We start from the raw sequence: 18678 nt of genomic DNA on the forward strand, positions 1-18678 counted from the left end.
AAGTAGTTGCGGAGCGGCGGCGACCTCAATCTCGCCTGTTGCCCTCACAGACATCGCTTTGCAGGTCCACCATTCGCCCAGGCCACTGCGTTAAACTGGCCGAGAAGTCCGGTGATCGGGGCTTCCGTCGACAGATGTGCCTTCGCAGCCCTCTCCGATGTGCTATTCTCATAGCAGAGGCCATAGGTATGCCATGACGGGTATTGCAGAGTGGCTAGCATCGATCGGCTTGGGAGAGTACGCCCAGCGTTTCGCCGAGAACGCGATCGACCTCTCGGTCGTCAGCGATCTCACGGAGCAGGACCTCAAGGATCTCGGCGTCCTGCTGGGCCACCGGCGCAAAATCCTGCGCGCGATTGCAGAACTCAAGAATGAAGTCCCTGTAACGGCCCGAACGGGCGTCAAACCGGCGCCGCGGGACAGCGCCGAGCGGCGTCAACTCACGGTCATGTTTTGCGATCTGGTGGATTCGTCGGCACTTTCGGCCCGACTGGATCCGGAGGACTTGCGCTCGGTCATCAGCGCCTATCACGACTGCATCGCGGAGGTGATCACCCGGAATGAGGGCGTCATCGCGCGGTACATGGGGGATGGCGTGCTGGCCTATTTCGGCTATCCCCAGGCGCACGAGGACGATGCCGAGCAGGCGACACGCGCGGGGCTGGCGCTGGTCGATGCCGTGGCCAACCTGCAGACAGACATCGGCACCAAGCTGCAAGTCCGCATTGGCATCGCCACCGGCATGGTCGTGGTGGGCGATCTGACCGGCGAAGGTGCCGCCAAAGAGCAGGCGGTCATTGGTGAGACACCGAACCTGGCTGCTCGCCTGCAGCAGTTCGCCGAACCCGGTACGGTGCTGATTTCCGAGAGTACGCACCAGCTCACCGCCGGATATTTCGAATATCGCGATCTCGGCTCGATCGCGCTCAAGGGATGGGCGGAGCCAGTACCTGCCTGGCAGGTGCTCGGGATAAGCCGAGTGCAAAGCCGCTTCGAGGCGCAGCGCAAGACTCGATTGACGCCACTCATCGGGCGTGACGAGGAGATTGAGCTGCTGTTGCGGCGCTGGCAGCACGCCGCGTCAGGCGAAGGCTGCGTGGTGGTTCTAACTGGAGAGCCGGGTATCGGTAAGTCGCACATCGCGCTGGCGCTTCAAGAGCGGCTCCGGACCGAACCACACATTACCGTGCGCCATTTCTGCTCGGCGCACCACGCCAACAGTGCGCTGTATCCATTCATCACCAACCTCGAACGTGCTGCCCGGTTCGAGCGAGGCGAGACGCCGACGGAGAAGTTTGCCAAGCTTGAAGCTCTGCTCTTGCGGTCTGGCGCAGACGCAGACCGTGTGGTGCCGGCTCTGGCCAACCTGCTGTCGCTGCCGCTCAGCGGCCGCTACCGCCTGCCCGAGCTGAGCCCGCAGAAGCGCAAGGAGATGACGCTGGCGGCGCTCCTGGCTCAGCTCGACGCATTGGCGGCGCGGCAGCCAGTGTTTGTCCTCTTTGAGGATGCCCATTGGGCGGACCCGACTTCGCTCGAGTTGCTTGCGGTTACACTGGAAAGGATGCCGCGGCTTCGCGTGCTGCTGCTGATCACCGCCAGACCGGAGTTCACGCCGCCCTGGCCTGGTCATGCGCATGTGACGACGGTCTCGCTCACACGGCTGAACCGACGCAACGGGGCGGTATTGGTCGAGCGCATCACGGCCGGCAAGACGCTCCCGGAGGAGGTCATGGACCAAATCCTCTCCCGGACCGATGGCGTGCCCCTGTTCGTCGAGGAACTGACCAAGGCCGTGCTCGAAACCGGGCTGTTGCAGGAGCGGGACGACCATTACATGCTCAGCCGTCCGCTACCCTCGATGGCGATTCCAACGACATTGAACGCATCGCTGATGGCCAGACTCGATCGATTGGCCCCGGTGAAGGACGTGGCTCAGATCGGAGCAGTTCTGGGGCGCGAATTCTCTTACGAACTGCTGAGGGCCGTTACCGGGTTGCCAAGACAGAGGCTCGAGGAGGCGCTTGCCCAGTTGGTTCGGGCGGAGTTGATATTCTGCCGAGGCGAGATACCTCGCGCGGTCTACAGCTTCAAGCATGCGCTGGTGCGGGACGCTGCCGAAGCGGGACTTCTGAAGAGCCGACGCGCGGCACTACATGCCACCATCGCAGACGTCTTCGAGCAACGGTTCCCGGAAATCGTGGAGACTCAACCCGAGACGCTCGCACTCCACCTTACGGAGGCGGGACTGTTCGAAAAGGCAGGAGAATACTGGCTCCAGGCAGGCAAGAAGGCGGCCATGCGCTCCGCCAACCTCGAAGCCATCGCGCACTTGCGCAAAGGCATCGAGGTCTTGGCCCATTCCGCCGACGGCGCACCGAAGGACAGGCGGGAGCTTGATTTCCAATTCGCGCTGGGACCATGCCTGATCGCCACCGAAGGGCCGACTTCGCCACACGCGGTGGCGACCTTCGCCCGTGCGCGCGAGTTGTGCCAGCGCCTCGGAGATCCCCCCGAGGAACTACAAATCATGTTTTGGTTGACCACCGCGAGCGTCATGCGTGGTGAGTTGCCGGCCGCCGAGGAAATGATCTCGGCGCTGCTCGATCTCGCGGAGGCGCGCGGCGATCGACCGACATTGCTCAACGCGATGCGCGGGCAAGGGATGATTCGTCTGTTCATGGGACATCTCACGGGCGCTCACGATGTAATCGAACGGGCCTTTGAAGCCTTCGAGACGAGCAGCGAGCAGGACAGATTGGCGGCACGTGCCGCCGGCCAGGATGCGGGCGTGGCCGACCTTGCTCTGATGTCATGGGCACTCTGGCTGCTGGGCCGCGCCGATACGGCACTCGCACGCCTGAATGCAGCCATTCAGCGTGCCGACGCCATCAATCATCCCCATTCGCAGGCCTATGGATGTTATTATGCGTCCATTCTCCACGCTCTTCGGGGCGAGTTCCTGACTGCACAGCGCTATGCCGAACGCTGTCTCGCCTTGTCGGAGGAACATGGATTCCGGCAATGGCGAGGATTGGCGCGCGCCGTCCGCGGGATAAGCGCCACTTTTCTTGATCCTTCGTCCGCCGCGCTCGCGGAAATCCAGACTGCGATGAAGGAACATCGCAGCGCGGGCTATCAGCTCGGCATCACAGCACTATACGTGCTGCTGTGTCCGGCCTTGTTGTCGAGCCATCAACGCGAAGCTGCGCTGGAGCTTATCGAACAGGGTCTCGCGACAACCAGCCGTAACAGCGAACGGATATTTGAGGCCGAACTGTGTCGACTGAAAGCGCGCGTGTTGCTCTTCCATGGCGTGCCGGAAGCAGGCACCGAGGCGCAATCAATGCTCGATCACGCGCTGACAATTGCAAGGAGCCAGCACGCCAAGGCCCTCGAACTTCGAGTTGCCGTAGACCTTGCCGCCTTGTGGATCGATCAGGGCAGGCGCGAGAAAGCGCTCGAGCTGCTCGCGCCCATCTACGCCTGGTTCACCGAGGGCCTTGATACGCAGGATCTCAGGCAAGCAAAGGCATTGCTCGACCGACTGCGGTAATTCTGCTCGAACTGCAGATATCGTGGCCTGGCTCTGAAAGTCGGCCGTGAAGCTGCTTTACCGTGGCGTTAAGCCGCTCGCTTTTGACAATCATGATACGTATCCAGCACCTCCCCCCACCCCTGCGGGTCGTTCTTCTTCGGATCCTCATTTATGAAATGTGGCCCGGCATGCGCCGGAAGTCCTTGGTGTTTGTTGTATGCTTTGATTGCTTGTTCCGTAGCAACCTTCCCCAACTTTCGCCCCATATCCAGGTTGCTGTGATTCCATTTGAAGCTGATGTGCCCCGGCACCCGAATCTCGACGAGGGTGCCTTCCCACTTCTTGTTCCCGGATTTTGGTGGGTCGTACCGCACGTGGTATTTGAACAGCCTGACGTCATCTTCGCCAACGGTCGCTGCGAACAATTGACAGAGATTTGCCAGGGCATCGTGAAGGTTTTGCGGTTTGCGGACTTGCTTGGCATCGACGATCCTGCTCACCCATATTTCGTGCAGTGGATCGTCTGGCTTATCGTGCTCCTCGAGCAAGCTCTCGAAGTTGACCGTATCGACGAGCGCTCCTTCGCAGTATGTAACTCCGTCGATCCGTACGGTTTCTTCGACGAACGGAAGGGCCGAACACGCACATAGGCTGGATGCGCTGATAGGCCCCTTGTACTCCTTCTCGTCGGCTTTCTGGGTCATTGGACGGTTGGAAAACAACGCGAGCTTATGCGCGTCAAGATTCCAGGCGTTGTGAAATATGCATGGCGTTCCAGGCTTTTTCAGCGCCTCGAAATTGATGCTCTTCATGAACTGGCTGTGCGGATAGTTGATCCTGGAAAGGCCAGTGACATGGGACAGATACATCATGGACGTGAGATAACGAACGACAGGATTAGGTGCCAGCACCTGATTGAGAATCCATCCGTTGATGTCTCCACTGTCCAGGTTCGCGAGCTTCTTCCCGCCGTCCGTGCCAGGCTGTCGATCGAACCAGAGCGACATGGACTCCCTGTAGGCATTCATGATGCTGGATGGGCTCCATAAATCCTTGTAGGTATTGGGATCTGTGACGAAGTTGGTCACCGCCTTGCCAATGCTCTCCCAATCCGGGCCGAACACGGTGTTTATGGGAAAGCGCCTATAGCTTTCATCGTCCCGAAACACGCCATTCTTGAAGAATTGATAAGTCTTTTCCGCCCTATCTTTATTCGCAACTCGATCAAACTGATTATAGACGATCCCAACCCAAGCGCCGATGCAGGACAATGCCCACACATCAAAGGTTATATCTGCGTCGGCAAGAGCTTCCAGAACCCCAATGTGCAGCCCTGCTGCCGGACCGCCACCGCCGAGCGCTATCGCTCTCTTCACCATTGGTTCCTCCATCTAATTTGTCGTGTGGCTTATTCTCCGATCAAATTTCTGAATTGCGTGAAGAGACTAGTCGTTCTTGGATAGGCTCATAGATCCAGAATTGCGAATGTGTGCGACGAAGCGGTGGACGTCGATGTTCGACGCTTTCTCGAATATGCTGATCGCACTGGCGCACGCCGGGCAGGAGCCGCGATTAGCGTATCGCGCTCTGGCCCATCCATCTGTGAACCGGTTCACGCAAGATATTTATCGCTGACGATAGTACGCAGTACCTATAATCCAATCGCGGCTTCCGCAGTTGGCTCGAAACTGAAACAGATGGGGCACCTCAATGTCTGGTGAACCCGCTGCAAAATGTTCTGGTAAAACTACCTGCGTTTTTCGCTTGACACAACCAAAACTAGAACGTGTCATTCGAAAATATCACGCCATTTCCCGTTGGCGTTAGGCTCTGTTCGCAGCCATCGCGATGTTAGCCGTCGAATTTGGTGGCCCATCCAGAATGGCCAGACGACGATCGATGGCGCTGATGACCTGGCGCGAAAAAGGCCCAAGATGTGCGTAGGCCGCAATCATGGCCACCGCGATCCGCGCCGAGGACGAGTCTCGCTTGGCGCTGTTGAGGAAGGTTCGCCAAAACGGATCGTGCGCTTCGGGAATGGCGGTGACCACGCGATGCACGGTCTCCAGCGCCCGCACCTTGGCACGGACGTCACCGACGGGCAGTTCCTGACGTTGCCTCGAACGGTCGAGCATCGTCATCAACCGGTCGACACGCCTGGCATATGCGGCAGGATGATAGACGCTCTCCAGAATCTGTCTGTAGTCCATCAGGATGTCGCGCAACGGGCGCGTCGGATCGAAATTGATGCCGTCGGTGCACTGATCGCCGCCAATGGTTGGCCCCATATCGTGATTGGGGTGCAGCCGCCCTTCGCGGGCAAGACGACGCGTAAGCTGCGTGTTCGGCAAGGCATAGAGCAGGCCAACCATGCAGACGGGGATGGCGGCCTCCTCGATGAAGTCGACCATGGCGTCCGCGATCGAGACTTTCTCGCTATCGAAGCCCACGATGAAGCCCGCGGTGACGAGCATCCCGGCGCGGTATATCCTGTGAATGCTCTCCGCGATATCGCGCCTTGTGTTCTGCTTCTTCTTGGTCGCGGCCAGCGTCGCCGGGTCCGGGCTTTCGATGCCGACAAAAATGCCGAAGAAGTTGGCCGCGGCCATCATCTCCAGGAGTTCCCGATCATCGGCCAGATTGATCGAGGCTTCCGTCGAGAACTCGAACGGATAATCGTGCGCGCGCTGCCAGGCCGCGAGTTCCGGAAGAAACAGCTTGAGCGACTTCTTGTTGCCGATGAAGTTATCGTCGACGAAGTCGAGATGGCCGCGATATCCCATCTCGTAGAGCGCATCGAGCTCGGCAAGCATCTGCGGGGTCGTCTTGCTCCGCGGCACCCGTCCGTACAGTTCGATGATATCGCAAAACTCGCAGGTGAAGGGGCAGCCGCGCGAATACTGCACACCGAGATAAAGATAGTCTTCAAAATTGAGCAGGTCGAAGCGCGGCACCGGCGTCTTGGTGACGTCGGCCTGGAACTTGGGCGCTGTGAACACACCCGACCGGGCACCGCTCTCCCAAGCCGCAATGAACTCGCCAATAACACCCTCGGCCTCGCCGAGCACCTGAAAGTCGGCTGTGGCATAGATGTGCGGACTGGACGTCGGGTCGGGGCCACCGACGACCACCGGCTTGTCCTGTGAGCGACAAAGCTCGATCAGCCGCAGCGTGTCAGCCTGTTGCGGCAACATGCCGCCCGTGAAGACGACGTCAGCCCAGGCAAGATCATCGTCCGTGAGCGATGCCGTATTGCAGTCGACCAGGCGCACCGTCCAGTGGACCGGCAACATCGCGGCGACGGAAATCAGGCCGAGGGGAGCCGCGGGGCGGCGAACGCCCATCAACTTGCAGGATTCGCCAAAGCTCCAGAACGAGTCCGCAACGAAGCGCGGATAGAGCATAAGGACGTTGCACGGGGGCTGTGTGTCCATGTGTCCTAAGATGGCGTGTCCTAAGATGGCGTGTCCTAAGATAGCCCATGTCTCGGTCCATTCCCTTACGAAACGAACCTAGCCCCGGCAGGGGCGTACTAGAGCTAAGCTGATGATTCTTACGGGTGCAACAACCAGCTCCGGAGCCAGCAATTGGTACGGTCCTTTTTCCAAGGACGTGGCAGAAATGGCACGCAATTGAGCGATTTTTGTGTTCGCGCAGGATTGATACAGCAGCTCTTGAGGCTCAATTTTGGAACTCGCACTCTCCTGCGGCAATCTGCCGTCCACGATCCGCATCGCGGAGCATAATGCATGACCGACCTTACCTTGGCGAACGGCGATGTACGACTTGCCGCATCAGTCGATGGCCCGATAGATGCGGTGCCTGTCCTGTTTCTGCATGGGGCAAGCGTAAGTCGCGATACGTGGGATGAAACCAAGCAACGATTGACCAATCGATATTGCGTTTGGACGCTCGATTTTCGCGGTCACGGCTACTCTGATCGCGCGCCGAACTACAACCTTGCGGGTTATGTTTCCGATGCCGAGACTGCTCTGGCGGCCATTGGTCGTCCGGCAATCGTCGTTGGGCATTCGCTGGGCGCATGCGTGGCCGGTGTGCTCAGCCAAACCAATCCGAACATCCGAGCCGTGTTCCTTGAGGACCCGCCGTGGTTCCTGGGGCGTCTGGAGGAATGGAGCAACTCGATATTCTCGAAGTTGTTCTCACTCTTGCTGTTGCGGCTGACGAAATGGCAGCAGGAGCGTCCGCCGTTCACAACCTATGTCGAGTTTCTTTCGAATGGGCCTGACCGCTTGGGAGGTGTGGTCAAGGACCACATATCGGCTCGGCATTTGCTCAGCCATGCTTCCGCGATACAGCGCCTCGACCCGCGTTGTCTCCGTGATGACTGCTTGAAAGAGGCGTTGTCATCGATATCGACCGAGCGACCATTCCTGTGCCCGGCAAAGCTCGTCCGAGGCGAAGAACGGTTCGGAGGAGCATTTTCGGATGAACACGCCGGCAGTCTGCTGGCGACCAACCCCCATCTTGAAGTGGTCCAATATAAACAGTGCGGCCATCACCCCCATCGCATGCTGGGGTTTGAGCAGCGGTTCTTTGATGACCTTGAGGAGTTCATTGCGAAGACCTGATGGCGGTGGCGCCAGTCGATCGCAGGCGCCGAGGTGGGACGGTCCATTCCAACGATATTGGACTGAGCTGGAGGTTCCCTCCAATTCTCGAAAGGTCGCGACGATGCTGCGCATAGCCGATTCAGGTTCGCCCATTCAGCACACCTGCGCTCATGAACCTTTAGCCAATGGGCCGAGACCTACTAACAGATATGATTGAGCCCGCTGACCGGCCTCCTCCCTCATCTGGGGCGCGCTGGCAGTTTTTCTTTCTACCTCGGCAAGAGAAAATTCGGTCCTATTGTCAGCGATCTCACATTTCGTTCCTATCAAACTTGACGGGATCAGTCGGCAGGCAGATCGTGGTCGGAGCATGGTAATTCAGCTCGGCTAACCGCCAACCAGACGGTGGGTGGTGCCAATGCAGCAGATTGCAGACTGGCTTGATAAGCTTGGGCTTGGGCAATACGCGAAGCGTTTTGCCGAGAATGGGATCGATATTGGCATTCTTCCCGATCTGAAGGATGAGGACTTCGACAGGCTCGGAGTCCTGCTCGGCCATCGCCGTAAAATGCTCCGTGCGATTGCCGAACTCGATCAAGCCGAACTCATCACCCAGTCCGCGCGTCAGCATGGCGCCGAGAGACGCCATCTCACCGTTATGTTCTGCGACCTGGTGGGCTCGACCGCGCTCTCGGCACGCCTCGATCCCGAGGACATGTGGGAGGTGATCAGAGCCTACCGGGCTGCCTGCGCGAGGGTCATCGCCGCATATGACGGCATGATCGCCAGGTTTGTTGGCGATGGAATCCTCGCCTATTTCGGCTATCCCCGCGCACACGAGGATGACGCGGAGCGCGCAGTGCGAGCCGGCCTCGACATCACCGCCGCAATGGGAAAGCTCGAAACGCGCGTCGAAGAACGGGTCGAAGTGCGGATCGCGATCTCGACCGGTCTTGTGGTGGTCGGCGACCTCATCAGCGGAGGTGCGTCGGAGGAGCAGGCGATGGTCGGCGATACACCGAATCTCGCTGCCCGGCTCCAGAGCCTGGCGGAGCCGGGAGTGGTTGTGGTGTCCGCTTCAACGCGCCGGCTGCTCGGCGATCTATTCACTTTTCGCAATGTCGGCGACCGCGAGGTGAAGGGTATCTCCGATCCGATCGCGGTCTGGGCGGTCGAAGGTGCAGCCGCATCGGAGAGCCGCTTCGAGGCGGTGCGCACCGCGCGCTCGATCGGCTTTGTCGGCCGCAAGGCAGAAATCGAATTCGTGCTCTCGCGCCAGCAACTGGCGTGGCAGGGCCAGGGTCAAGTGGTGTTGATTTCCGGCGAGGCCGGAATCGGCAAATCGCGCCTTGTGGCAACGCTGGCCGAAAGCCTCGCGCTGGGGTCGCACCGCCGGGTGCGCTATCAGTGCTCGCCCTACCATACCAACAGTGCGCTTCATCCCTTCATCGCCCAGCTCGAACGGGCCGCCGGCATCACGCCACGGGACACGCCCGGGCAAACGCTCGACAAGCTTGAGGCAATGCTGGCGCTCGGAACGCGGCAGGTGGCGAGTGTGACGCCGCTTATTGCCGCGCTTCTTTCGATCGCAACCGGCGAGCGCTATCCGCCGCTCGGCCTGACTCCAGCGCAGCAGCGGCGACAAACATTCGCCGCGCTCCTCGACCAACTTGAGGGCTTGGCACGGCAGCAACCTGTGCTGATTGTCTGCGAGGATATGCATTGGGCTGACGCCACGACGCTCGAGCTGTACGACCTCGCGGTCGATCGGATCAGGGGACTGCCGATCCTCGTGCTCATGACATTCCGGCCCGAGTTCGAGCCGCCTTGGGCGGGCCTTGCCAACGTCAGCCTGCTGCGGCTCGAGCGGTTTGACCGGCAGGACACGCGCGCACTGGTCGAGCAGGTGGCTGTCGGCCGACAGGTGCCGTGCGAAATGATGACCCAGATCATCAACAAGACGGATGGCATCCCGCTCTTCGTTGAGGAACTGACCAAGATGGTGCTGGAGTCCGGGCTGCTCGTGGAAGAAGCCGGGCGCTATCGCCTCGATAATCCGCTACCGCCGCTCTCCATTCCCGCGACGCTGCATGACTCGCTCATGGCGCGGCTTGACCGGCTGGCGCCGGTCAAAGAGGTTGCGCAGATCGGCGCAGCCATTGGCCGCGACTTCTCATACACGCTGCTGCGATGTGTAGCGGGGCGGGATGAGCTGACGCTGAGCGCGGCGCTGGCGCAGCTCGAACAGGCCGAACTTCTGTCGCGCCGCGGGACGCCACCCGACGCGAGCTACAGCTTCAAGCATGCACTGGTCCAGGAAGCGGCTTACGAGAGCTTGCTCAAGAGCCGCCGGCAACTGCTGCATAAGCATATTGGCGATGTCCTTCGCGATCAGTTTCCGGGCATGGCCGAGACCGAGCCGGAAGTCGTGGCATATCACTTCACCCAAGCGGGGTTGAGCGGGACAGCCCTTGAGTGGTGGCGAAAGGCTGGCCAGCAGGCGCTGAAACGCTCGGCCTATTCCGAGGCGATTGCACATCTGGGCAAGGCCGTTGCCATTGCCGATGAACTGCCTCAAGAGCCTGATCGGATGCTGAGCAGGCTCCATCTTCAAATCGCATATGGCCGCGCGTTGCGAGGCAGTCTCGGGCACAGCGCTCCCGAGACGGTGGCCGCTTGGACGCGCGCCCGACAGTTCGCGGCTGATACCAATGATCCGGTCGAACTCGCGCCGATCCATTCGGGCTTGTTCAATGCATGCCTCACTCACGGCGAGATCGCGCCGATGCGGGAGTTGGCGGATGCAATCATTGGTGTCGCCGACCGACGACCGGAGTCGCCGATAGCCGCCATTGTCGCACACTGGACCAGCGGGGTGACCTGCTGGTTCGCCGGCGAGTACTTGAACGCGCGAATGCATCTTGAGCAGGCACTCGCGATCTATGGTGCCGAGCCGGATCCCGCGACATTCAGGGCGTCCGCGCTCGATCTGCCGTTCGTTATCATGAGGTTTCTTGCCCTGGTGCTTTGGCCGCTCGGAGCGATCGATCGCGCACGCCGGCTCGCTGCAGAAGCAGTAAGTGGCTCAGGAGAGAAGCGAGCGCTTGCTCAAGCCAATGCGCTCGTTCATCGGGCGGTTTTCGACGGGCTATGCGGGGGCATGTTGGAGCAAACAGAGACGATCCTGGCCTTGGGTCTGGCGCGCGACCATACGATGCCGTTGTATGTGGCCGCGGGCACCTATCTGAACGGCCTAGCAAAGTGGCGGGCGGGCGAGCGAATGGTTGGGCTCACGGAAATGCGCCGAGGCTGGACGTTGCTGCACGAGAATGACTGCTACCTCTGTGAGCCGTTTTGGGGGATGCATGTTGCCGTGGCGGATGCAGAGGCGGGCCAACCCGAGGCCGGGTTGGAAACTGTGAGGGAATTGATCGGGTGGGCGCAACAATCCGGCCAGCATTGGCTTGATGCCGAACTGCATCGCGTCCAAGGTGAGCTCTTGTTGCGCCATGACGCTGCGAACCTCTCCAGTGCCGAAGATGCCTTCAACAGAGCCCTGGAAATCGCCCGACACCAACAGGCAAGGACGTTCGAGCTACGCAGCGCACTTGGACTTGCGCGCCTGCACAATACAAATGGCCGGCCCGAGGCGGTATCCTCGGTGCTCGCTCCCGTCCTCGCTGAATTCGACGCGGGGTGGCAAGATCTCCCCGAAATCAAGGAAGCCGAAGGGCTGCTCGAGCATGCGCATTAGTCAGCCTGCCATTTCGGCTCATTCAAAGGCGACGTAGATGCCGGTCGGGATTCCCTTGCGTGCTCTTTCTTGTTTCGGAATAGCAGCACTTTCGGCGCTCTGTGCGTTTCACGTCGTGCGTGCGGCCTCGCCGGTGGCAGATAGTGTGTCTCTCGCAGAGACGGCGATGACGTGGAGTACCGTCAAGTATGCGACCGATGCGGAGGACGGATTTCTCAGCGGGTCGCTCGACAAGAACACGATCGTCGACCGCACGTTCAGGGCGCGCGTGCTCGAGAATCGATATCTGAAGGTAACACTCGTGCCCGAATTCGGCGGGCGCATTATTTCCATCATCTACAAGCCGACCGGCCACGAACAACTCTATCGCACGGATGTCGGCGTACCCTACGGGATCAAGGCCGGAAATTTCTACTACGACTGGCTGATGGTGTATGGCGGCATCTTCCCGACATTCCCGGATGCCGAGCACGGCAAAACGTGGCTGAAGCCGTGGGCCTTTGAGGTGGTCAAGGAGAGCACGGGCGAAGTGACGGTCGCGATGTCGCTTAAAGACAATTTCGACTATTCCGCGCGACCTGGCAAATTCAGGAGTTCAACCGGGATCGAAGCCACATACTATGTCACACTGAAAGCCGACCGGACCGCACTCGATACGCGCGTGGTGCTCAAAAATCGGCACGACAAGGCGATCCGGTACGAGTACTGGACATGCACGACGCTCGCTCCGGGATCGGATCCGAAAAACCCTAAAGCGACCGCCGGCGCCGAAATCATCGCGCCGATCCGAACTTATAGCACGCCCGCCTGGTCGGCCAATCTGGCAGATGGCGACGAGAGCGCGGGGATGGGCAGGCGGCGCTTCGAAAACCTGCGCTTCTTCAAGAACTGGCCGACGATGGGCATCGCCTACGCGGCACCCGATATGCAGGGCGGGAATTTCTGGGGCGTGATCAACCATGACAACGAAGAAGGAATTTTTCGCATCGCGGACAACAGGCTGACGCCGGGCTTGAAAATGTGGACGTGGGGATTTCCCTCGTTCACTGGCGAAACCGATCCCCGCAAGGAGCCGAATGAGTGGCGACCATACGTCGAATTATGGGCAGGCGTGTCGGACCAATTTTTCCATAGCGCTGACTTTCCCGCGCTGGGTGAAGTCTCGATTCCGGAAACCTACAGTCCGACGGTCGGCATGAGCAACGTGACGCATGCGAATGAGAATATCCTGATCAATCTTTCGGCCAAGGCGTCTAGCGTCGCTGTTCAGTTCTTCAGCATCGAACCGGCCGCCCCGCTCCGCGTAACATTGAAACGCGGCGACACGGCACTGTTCGACGACATCGTGAAGGCCGACCCGAAAAATGGAAATCGCATTTCGGCAACGATCCCTGACGGCAGCAGCGGCGAACAGGTGAAGCTGACGATCAGGACCACCAATGGAAAAGAACTGATCGCAGCCGAGGCGACAATAAATTGACTTCTTTCCTCATGCCGCGAGTTGTGGACGGAACAACACATCGACGCCGTAACTGGTCGCATTGTAGGTGCTGGTCGGGAACAGGCTGCCCGATCCATACGCATACACGCCATTGCCTCCGATCGAAGCCGATGATGGTGCAGTCAGCGGCCCGTTGCTGACCGCCGAGCTGAACATGCCGGGATCGGCGGAGTAGTTTCCTGAGGTGTGATAGGACGCAACATACGTTGTCCCTGCAGTGATCGTGACCGGCGCAGCGAAGTTGACCTGCTGCCAGCCGCTGGCCGTCTCATTGGTGAAGGTGGCGGTGGCAAGCAGGGTGCCGGTGCTGCTCCAGATATTCGCGGTATGGGTGCCGGTATTCGATGGGCCCTTGTAGAAGCGCAACCCGGTGATGTCGCCGGCGCTGGACGATTGGAATTTGAACCCGAGCTCCACCGACTGCGGATCATTGACTGACACCACGCTCGGTGTCGGATTGGAGCCGAACAGGCTTATGATGCTCGCGGATGCTGGGTTGACGGTCAGGGACGCGGATGCGGTCGCTATCCCGCCCTGGCCGTCGGAGACGGCGTAACTGAACGACGCCGGTCCCGTATAGCCGGAGTTGGGTGTGAAGGTGATGGTGTTGGTCTGGGCGTTGAAGCTTGCGGTGCCGTTGACGCCGTTGCTGACGCCCGTGATCGTCAGGACATCGCCATCCGGATCGCTGTCGTTGGCAAGCAACGCGGAGGCTGCAATCGAGATCGGCGAGTTCTGAGTGGCGCTGAAGCCGGAGTCGTTGGCCGCGACGGGCGCCTGATTGGCGGCGCCGCTCGCCGGACTGAACAGCACGTCCACCCAGTAGTTGGTGGCACCGAAGGTGCTGGTCGGGAACAGGTTGTCCGCGCCATAGGTGTAGACGCCGTTATTGCTGCCGGATGCGGTGAGCGGGCCATTGACACGTGAAGACGTGAAGTAGTTGCTGGTCGACGCGTAGCGGCCGTTGCTGTGAAAGCTTGCCACATAGGTGGTTCCGGCGGTGATCGAGACAGGATCGCTGAAGGTCACCGTCTGCCATCCACTGCTGGTCTCGTTCGTGAACGTGGCGGTCGCCAGCAGCGTGCCGGTGCTGCTCCACAACGAACCTGTGTGGGTGCCGGTGTCACCGGCGCTTTTGTAGTATTTGATGCCGTTGATGGTGCCGGCCGCAGAGGACGTGAACTGCACCCCCAGATTGACCTGGGCCGTGTCAGAATCGGCGAGAATCGCTGGTGTGTCGGAGCTTGAGAACAAGCTCACCGTCGGCGGGATCACTGTCAAATTGGCTGTTGCAGTCGCGGTGCCGCCGCGCCCATCGGAGATGGCGTAGCTGAAGGACGCGAGCCCGGTGTAGCCGGCGTTCGGCGTGAAGGTGATGACATTGGTCTGGGCGTTGAAGCTGACGGTGCCGTTGACGGCGCCGCTCACACCGGTGATGGTCAGCGGATCGCCATTCGGATCGGTGTCATTGGCAAGCAGGGCCGATGCGGCAATGGTCAGAGCCGTATTCTGCGTGGCGTTGTAGCCGCTGTCGTTGTTGGCAACCGGCGGCTGGTTGGCTACCGGATTCACTGTCAGACTGACCGTTGCAGTTGCCGTGCCGCCCTGTCCGTCGGCGATGGCGTAGCTGAAGGACGCGGGCCCGGCATAGCCGGCGGTCGGGGTGAAGGTGATCGTATTGGTCTGGCTGTCGAAGCTGACCGTGCCGTTGACGGCGCCGCTCGCGCCCGTGATTGCCAGTGTGCCGCCGTCCGGATCGGTATCGTTGGCAAGCAGCGCCGCCGCCGCAATCGTCAGCACCGTGTTCTGCGTGGTGTTGTAGCCGCTGTCGTTGTTGGCAACCGGCGGCTGATTGCTGGCGCCGCCGGACGGCGCGAACACGACATCGACCCAATAATTGGCGGCGTTGCAGGAGCTGGTCGGGAAGATGCCGGAGGTGCTGGTGCCGCCATAGGAGTAGACGCCGTTGCCGCCGGCGGCAAGGCTGGACAGCGCGGTCAAAGGACCGTTGGTAACGGCCGCGGTGAAGTAGTTGTTGGTCGCAACATAGGCGCCGGTGGTGTGATAGGAAGCAACATAGGTGGTGTTGGCGGCGATCGAAACCGCTGATGACAGCGTGACGGTCTGCCAACCGCTGGCTGAGGTGTTGGTAAAGGTGGCGGTGGCGAGACGAGTGCCTGTTGACGACCAGAGATCGAGGGTGTTGATGCCGGTGTCGCTCGCGCTGCGATAGAACCTGAGCGCCGTAATCTGCCCGGCGACCGAGGACGTGAACTTCATCCCGACTTGGATCTGGGATCCGTCATTGAGGTCGGTCAGAGCCGGTGTGCTTGACGCGCTGAACAGGCTGACGGGAGCCGCCCCTGGCGGTACCACGGTGAAGCTGACGGTGGCCGATGCCGTACCGCCGCGCCCATCGGAGATCGTGTAGGTGAAGCTCGCCGGACCGGTGTAGCCGGCATCGGGTGTAAAGGTGATGGTGTTGTTCTGCGGATTGGGCTGCGCGTTGAGCACGACGGTGCCGTGTGTTGCTGCACTCACGGCGATGACGCTGACCGCATCCCCATCGGGATCACTGTCGTTCCCGGTCAGGGACGACGCCGCAATCGTCAGGGCCAGATCGCGGGTCGCAATCGGTCCGTCGTCATTGGCAGCTATGGGCGCGCTGTTGGTGACCGAAGGATTGAACATGACGTCAACCCAGAAATTCGTCGCCGCGAACGTGCTCGTCGGGAACGCGATATTGCTGCTGTAGGTATAGACGCCATTGCCATTGCCGAGAGCGGTCAGCGGACCGCTCGTCACATTGCTCAAGAAATAGTTCACGCTGGCGGAGTAATGGCCCACATCCGTATGATAGGAGGCGACGTAGGTGGCTCCGGGCGTCAGCGAAATCGGGTTGGAGAAGGTCACGCTCTGCCAGCCGCTGGCGGTTTCGTTTGTGAATGTGGCCGTTGCCAGCAAGGTGCCGGTGCTGCTCCAGAGCTGGCCGGTGTGGGTGCCGGTATCCTGGCTGCCCTTGTAGAAACGGATGCCGCTCACGGTGCCGGCAACCGACGTCTGGAATCTCACGCCGAGTTCGACGGCGCTTGCATCGGTGGTGTTGACGGTGTCGGGGGTGGCCGAGCCCGGAAACAGCGAGACGTAAGTCGGAGCCTCGACGGTCACGGTGCGCCCCACGGAAGGCGTTTCGAGATTGATGCTGTCGTCCACCGCGCGCGACATGATGGTGTAGGTCCCGGCGACCTGCGGAGACCAGCTATAGGACCATGTCTCGTCACCAATCGCCGGATGCCAGCTCAAGCCCCCGTCCGTCGATACTTCCACGCCGGCGATCACGCCGCCGCCGACATCCGATGCCGTGCCGAAAATCGTGACCACGTCTCCGGCTCTGATGTTTGCCAGCGCGTTGACGCTCGAGGTCGGCGCGGTCTGATCCGTGGAGCCGGTGGAGGCGACCAAATCCGGCTGCAGCGTTCCCGGCTGAATACCCATGTCGGCGAGCAAGTTGACCATCGACTGTTGCACGCGCGAGTCAGTGGGCGTTGGCGTCAGGTCGTGATTGTCGCTCAAACCCCACGCCCAGTAGACCGTTCCGGCGGCGAAGACCAATGCCTTGCTTGCCGCGCGGTAGAGCGTCAGGTTATGGGTCGAGATGGCGCTTCCCGTCGTGTTGCCGTAATCAAGGAGGTAGCTGTTGACCGGAACCGTCGTCGAGGAGAGCCGGACTAGGCCCGCGGGATCGAATCCATTGTCGACCGCTTCGTCCCACTCATAGCCGAGGTAGTTCCTGGTCAGCGTCGCTGTCTGCCCCGGCTGAAGATTCGCAACGCTGGTGTAGCGCCAGAAGCGCAGATTGGCGTCGTCGTAGGGAATTGTGATTGCCTGCAGGCCGCTGCCTTGGCCGACGTCATCGACCTGGAACATCTGTCCGATCAATGCATTTTCCGGGCTTCCTCCGCCGAGCGCCGGCGGGCTGAGGCGGGGATCACGGAACGTCCCGGTCCACTCGTCGCTTGGATCGATCGATGCGTCCGGTGACCAGGTCTCCTTGTAGGAGATCAAGGTGCGATAGGCCGTGCCGTCGCTGCTGATGCTGTTGCCCCAGCGCGTGCGCCAATACATCTCGTTGCCGCTCCAGAACGCCAGATTGACACCGGCATCGCGGGCCGCCTCGACATTGGCGCGCTGTTGCCCCGACCAGTACTCGTCATGACCAACGTCGAGATAGAGCTTGTGATTGAGGAGCAGACTGCCGTAACGGTCCGTGTCAACACCCGACATGTAGGAGACGTCGTAGCCGTTCTGCTCCAGCCAGTAGATCGCCGCGTATTCAGCGCCGAACAGATAGTCCTGCGGACCTGCAAAGCTTCCAACGCTGCCGCGGGTGGCAATCGGCCGGTTGTAGCTCACCGCGTAGGCGCGTCCCGCACCTTGACCTGTGGCAGGGCCGTTGCCGCCATAGAAATTCGCACCGCCCCAGCCGTTATAGGCCTGCCAGGTCGTGTCAGAGGTCTGAAAGATGACGTCGCTGGTGCTGCTGTCATCCCTGACGATGAACGGGATGTGATTGGCGCCTTCAACACCGTCCTCGCGTACGAGCTTTGCGATGTAGACGCCTGACACGGCATCCTCAGGAACCTCCCAGGAAGCCGAAACAGACCAGTTGCCGGCATCGACCAGGCCGGTCGTGTCGTCACGCAGCGGCGCCGGCTGGTTCTGCACACCGGTGTGCTGGATGGTGTGGACCTTTCGCGCACCCATGCCGCCGTAATAGCCGAGGCGGTAGATGTCGATCCGATAGTTCGATGAATCCGTGTTGATCTTGAAATCGATCTGGTTGCCACGATTCACGCTGATATCGGTGGCAAAACCTTCGATATTCGAGCTGCCAGCACCCTCGATATCCCATTCGCTTTGCGGATTTCCCGTCTTCTGGTTCTCGAGCACGATTGGGTTCGTGGAAGTCGCGGCGGCCGCGAGTGCGTTGGGCGACGTACTTGTGTTGGCCTGCCGCCCCGCAGGAGAAAGCTCTGCAGTCGTCACCGAGCCTGATAGAATTCCGATTTCACCTTTCCCCGTACCGATACCAGTCTCGCCGCCTCCCGGCAGCGTGCGCCAGCTCGCCCCTCCGCCTAGTAGTGCATTCCAATTTGCGAGCGGCGCAATGTTCTCCAAGGACATGGAGACACTGGTCGAGGCGCCCATGGCCCCGGCGCGGCCGGTCAACACGAAATCTGCTCCGCCAGACACGCGGCTGCCGTGCAACTGCGCCGACGCCGCATTGGCTGCTCTCTGATCGAGCAATTGTGTT

General features: G+C 60.6%; 7 protein-coding genes. 4 read left to right on the forward strand and 3 right to left on the reverse strand.

Translation table 11 applies throughout. The features are described from left to right. Positions 1-193: 193 nt before the first annotated feature. Complete coding sequence (locus ACZIRK_RS03280) at positions 194-3553, forward strand: AAA family ATPase (RefSeq protein ID WP_130226555.1); 3360 nt, start codon at positions 194-196, stop codon at positions 3551-3553. Positions 3554-3621: 68 nt separating this feature from the next. Here ACZIRK_RS03280 and ACZIRK_RS03285 read toward each other — a convergent pair whose 3' ends face one another. Continuing rightward, a complete protein-coding gene (locus ACZIRK_RS03285; RefSeq protein WP_245474766.1) occupies positions 3622-4914 on the reverse strand; it encodes a patatin-like phospholipase family protein in 1293 nt (430 codons plus the stop codon). Positions 4915-5358: 444 nt separating this feature from the next. Next, positions 5359-6969, reverse strand: coding sequence for a B12-binding domain-containing radical SAM protein (locus ACZIRK_RS03290; RefSeq protein WP_130226557.1), 1611 nt, complete (start codon positions 6967-6969; stop codon positions 5359-5361). Between the two features lie 315 nt (positions 6970-7284). Between ACZIRK_RS03290 and ACZIRK_RS03295 the strand changes: the two genes are divergently transcribed. The 3 genes from ACZIRK_RS03295 to ACZIRK_RS03305 all read left to right on the forward strand — a co-directional run bounded on the left by ACZIRK_RS03295 (position 7285) and on the right by ACZIRK_RS03305 (position 13343). Next, complete coding sequence (locus tag ACZIRK_RS03295; protein ID WP_130226558.1) at positions 7285-8127, forward strand: alpha/beta fold hydrolase; 843 nt, start codon at positions 7285-7287, stop codon at positions 8125-8127. A gap of 400 nt (positions 8128-8527) precedes the next feature. After that, entirely contained in the window at positions 8528-11863 is a 3336-nt protein-coding gene (locus tag ACZIRK_RS03300; RefSeq protein WP_463326954.1) for an adenylate/guanylate cyclase domain-containing protein, read from the forward strand. Positions 11864-11900: 37 nt separating this feature from the next. Then, positions 11901-13343: a DUF5107 domain-containing protein gene (locus ACZIRK_RS03305; RefSeq protein ID WP_463326955.1), complete on the forward strand. Its 1443-nt coding sequence runs from the start codon at positions 11901-11903 to the stop codon at positions 13341-13343. 9 nt (positions 13344-13352) lie between these two features. On the opposite strand, the gene ACZIRK_RS03310 is transcribed toward ACZIRK_RS03305, so the two are convergent. Further along, entirely contained in the window at positions 13353-18596 is a 5244-nt protein-coding gene (locus ACZIRK_RS03310; RefSeq protein ID WP_463326956.1) for a DUF4082 domain-containing protein, read from the reverse strand. Between the last annotated feature and the right edge of the window lie 82 nt (positions 18597-18678).

This window comes from Bradyrhizobium sp. Leo114, assembly GCF_055229415.2.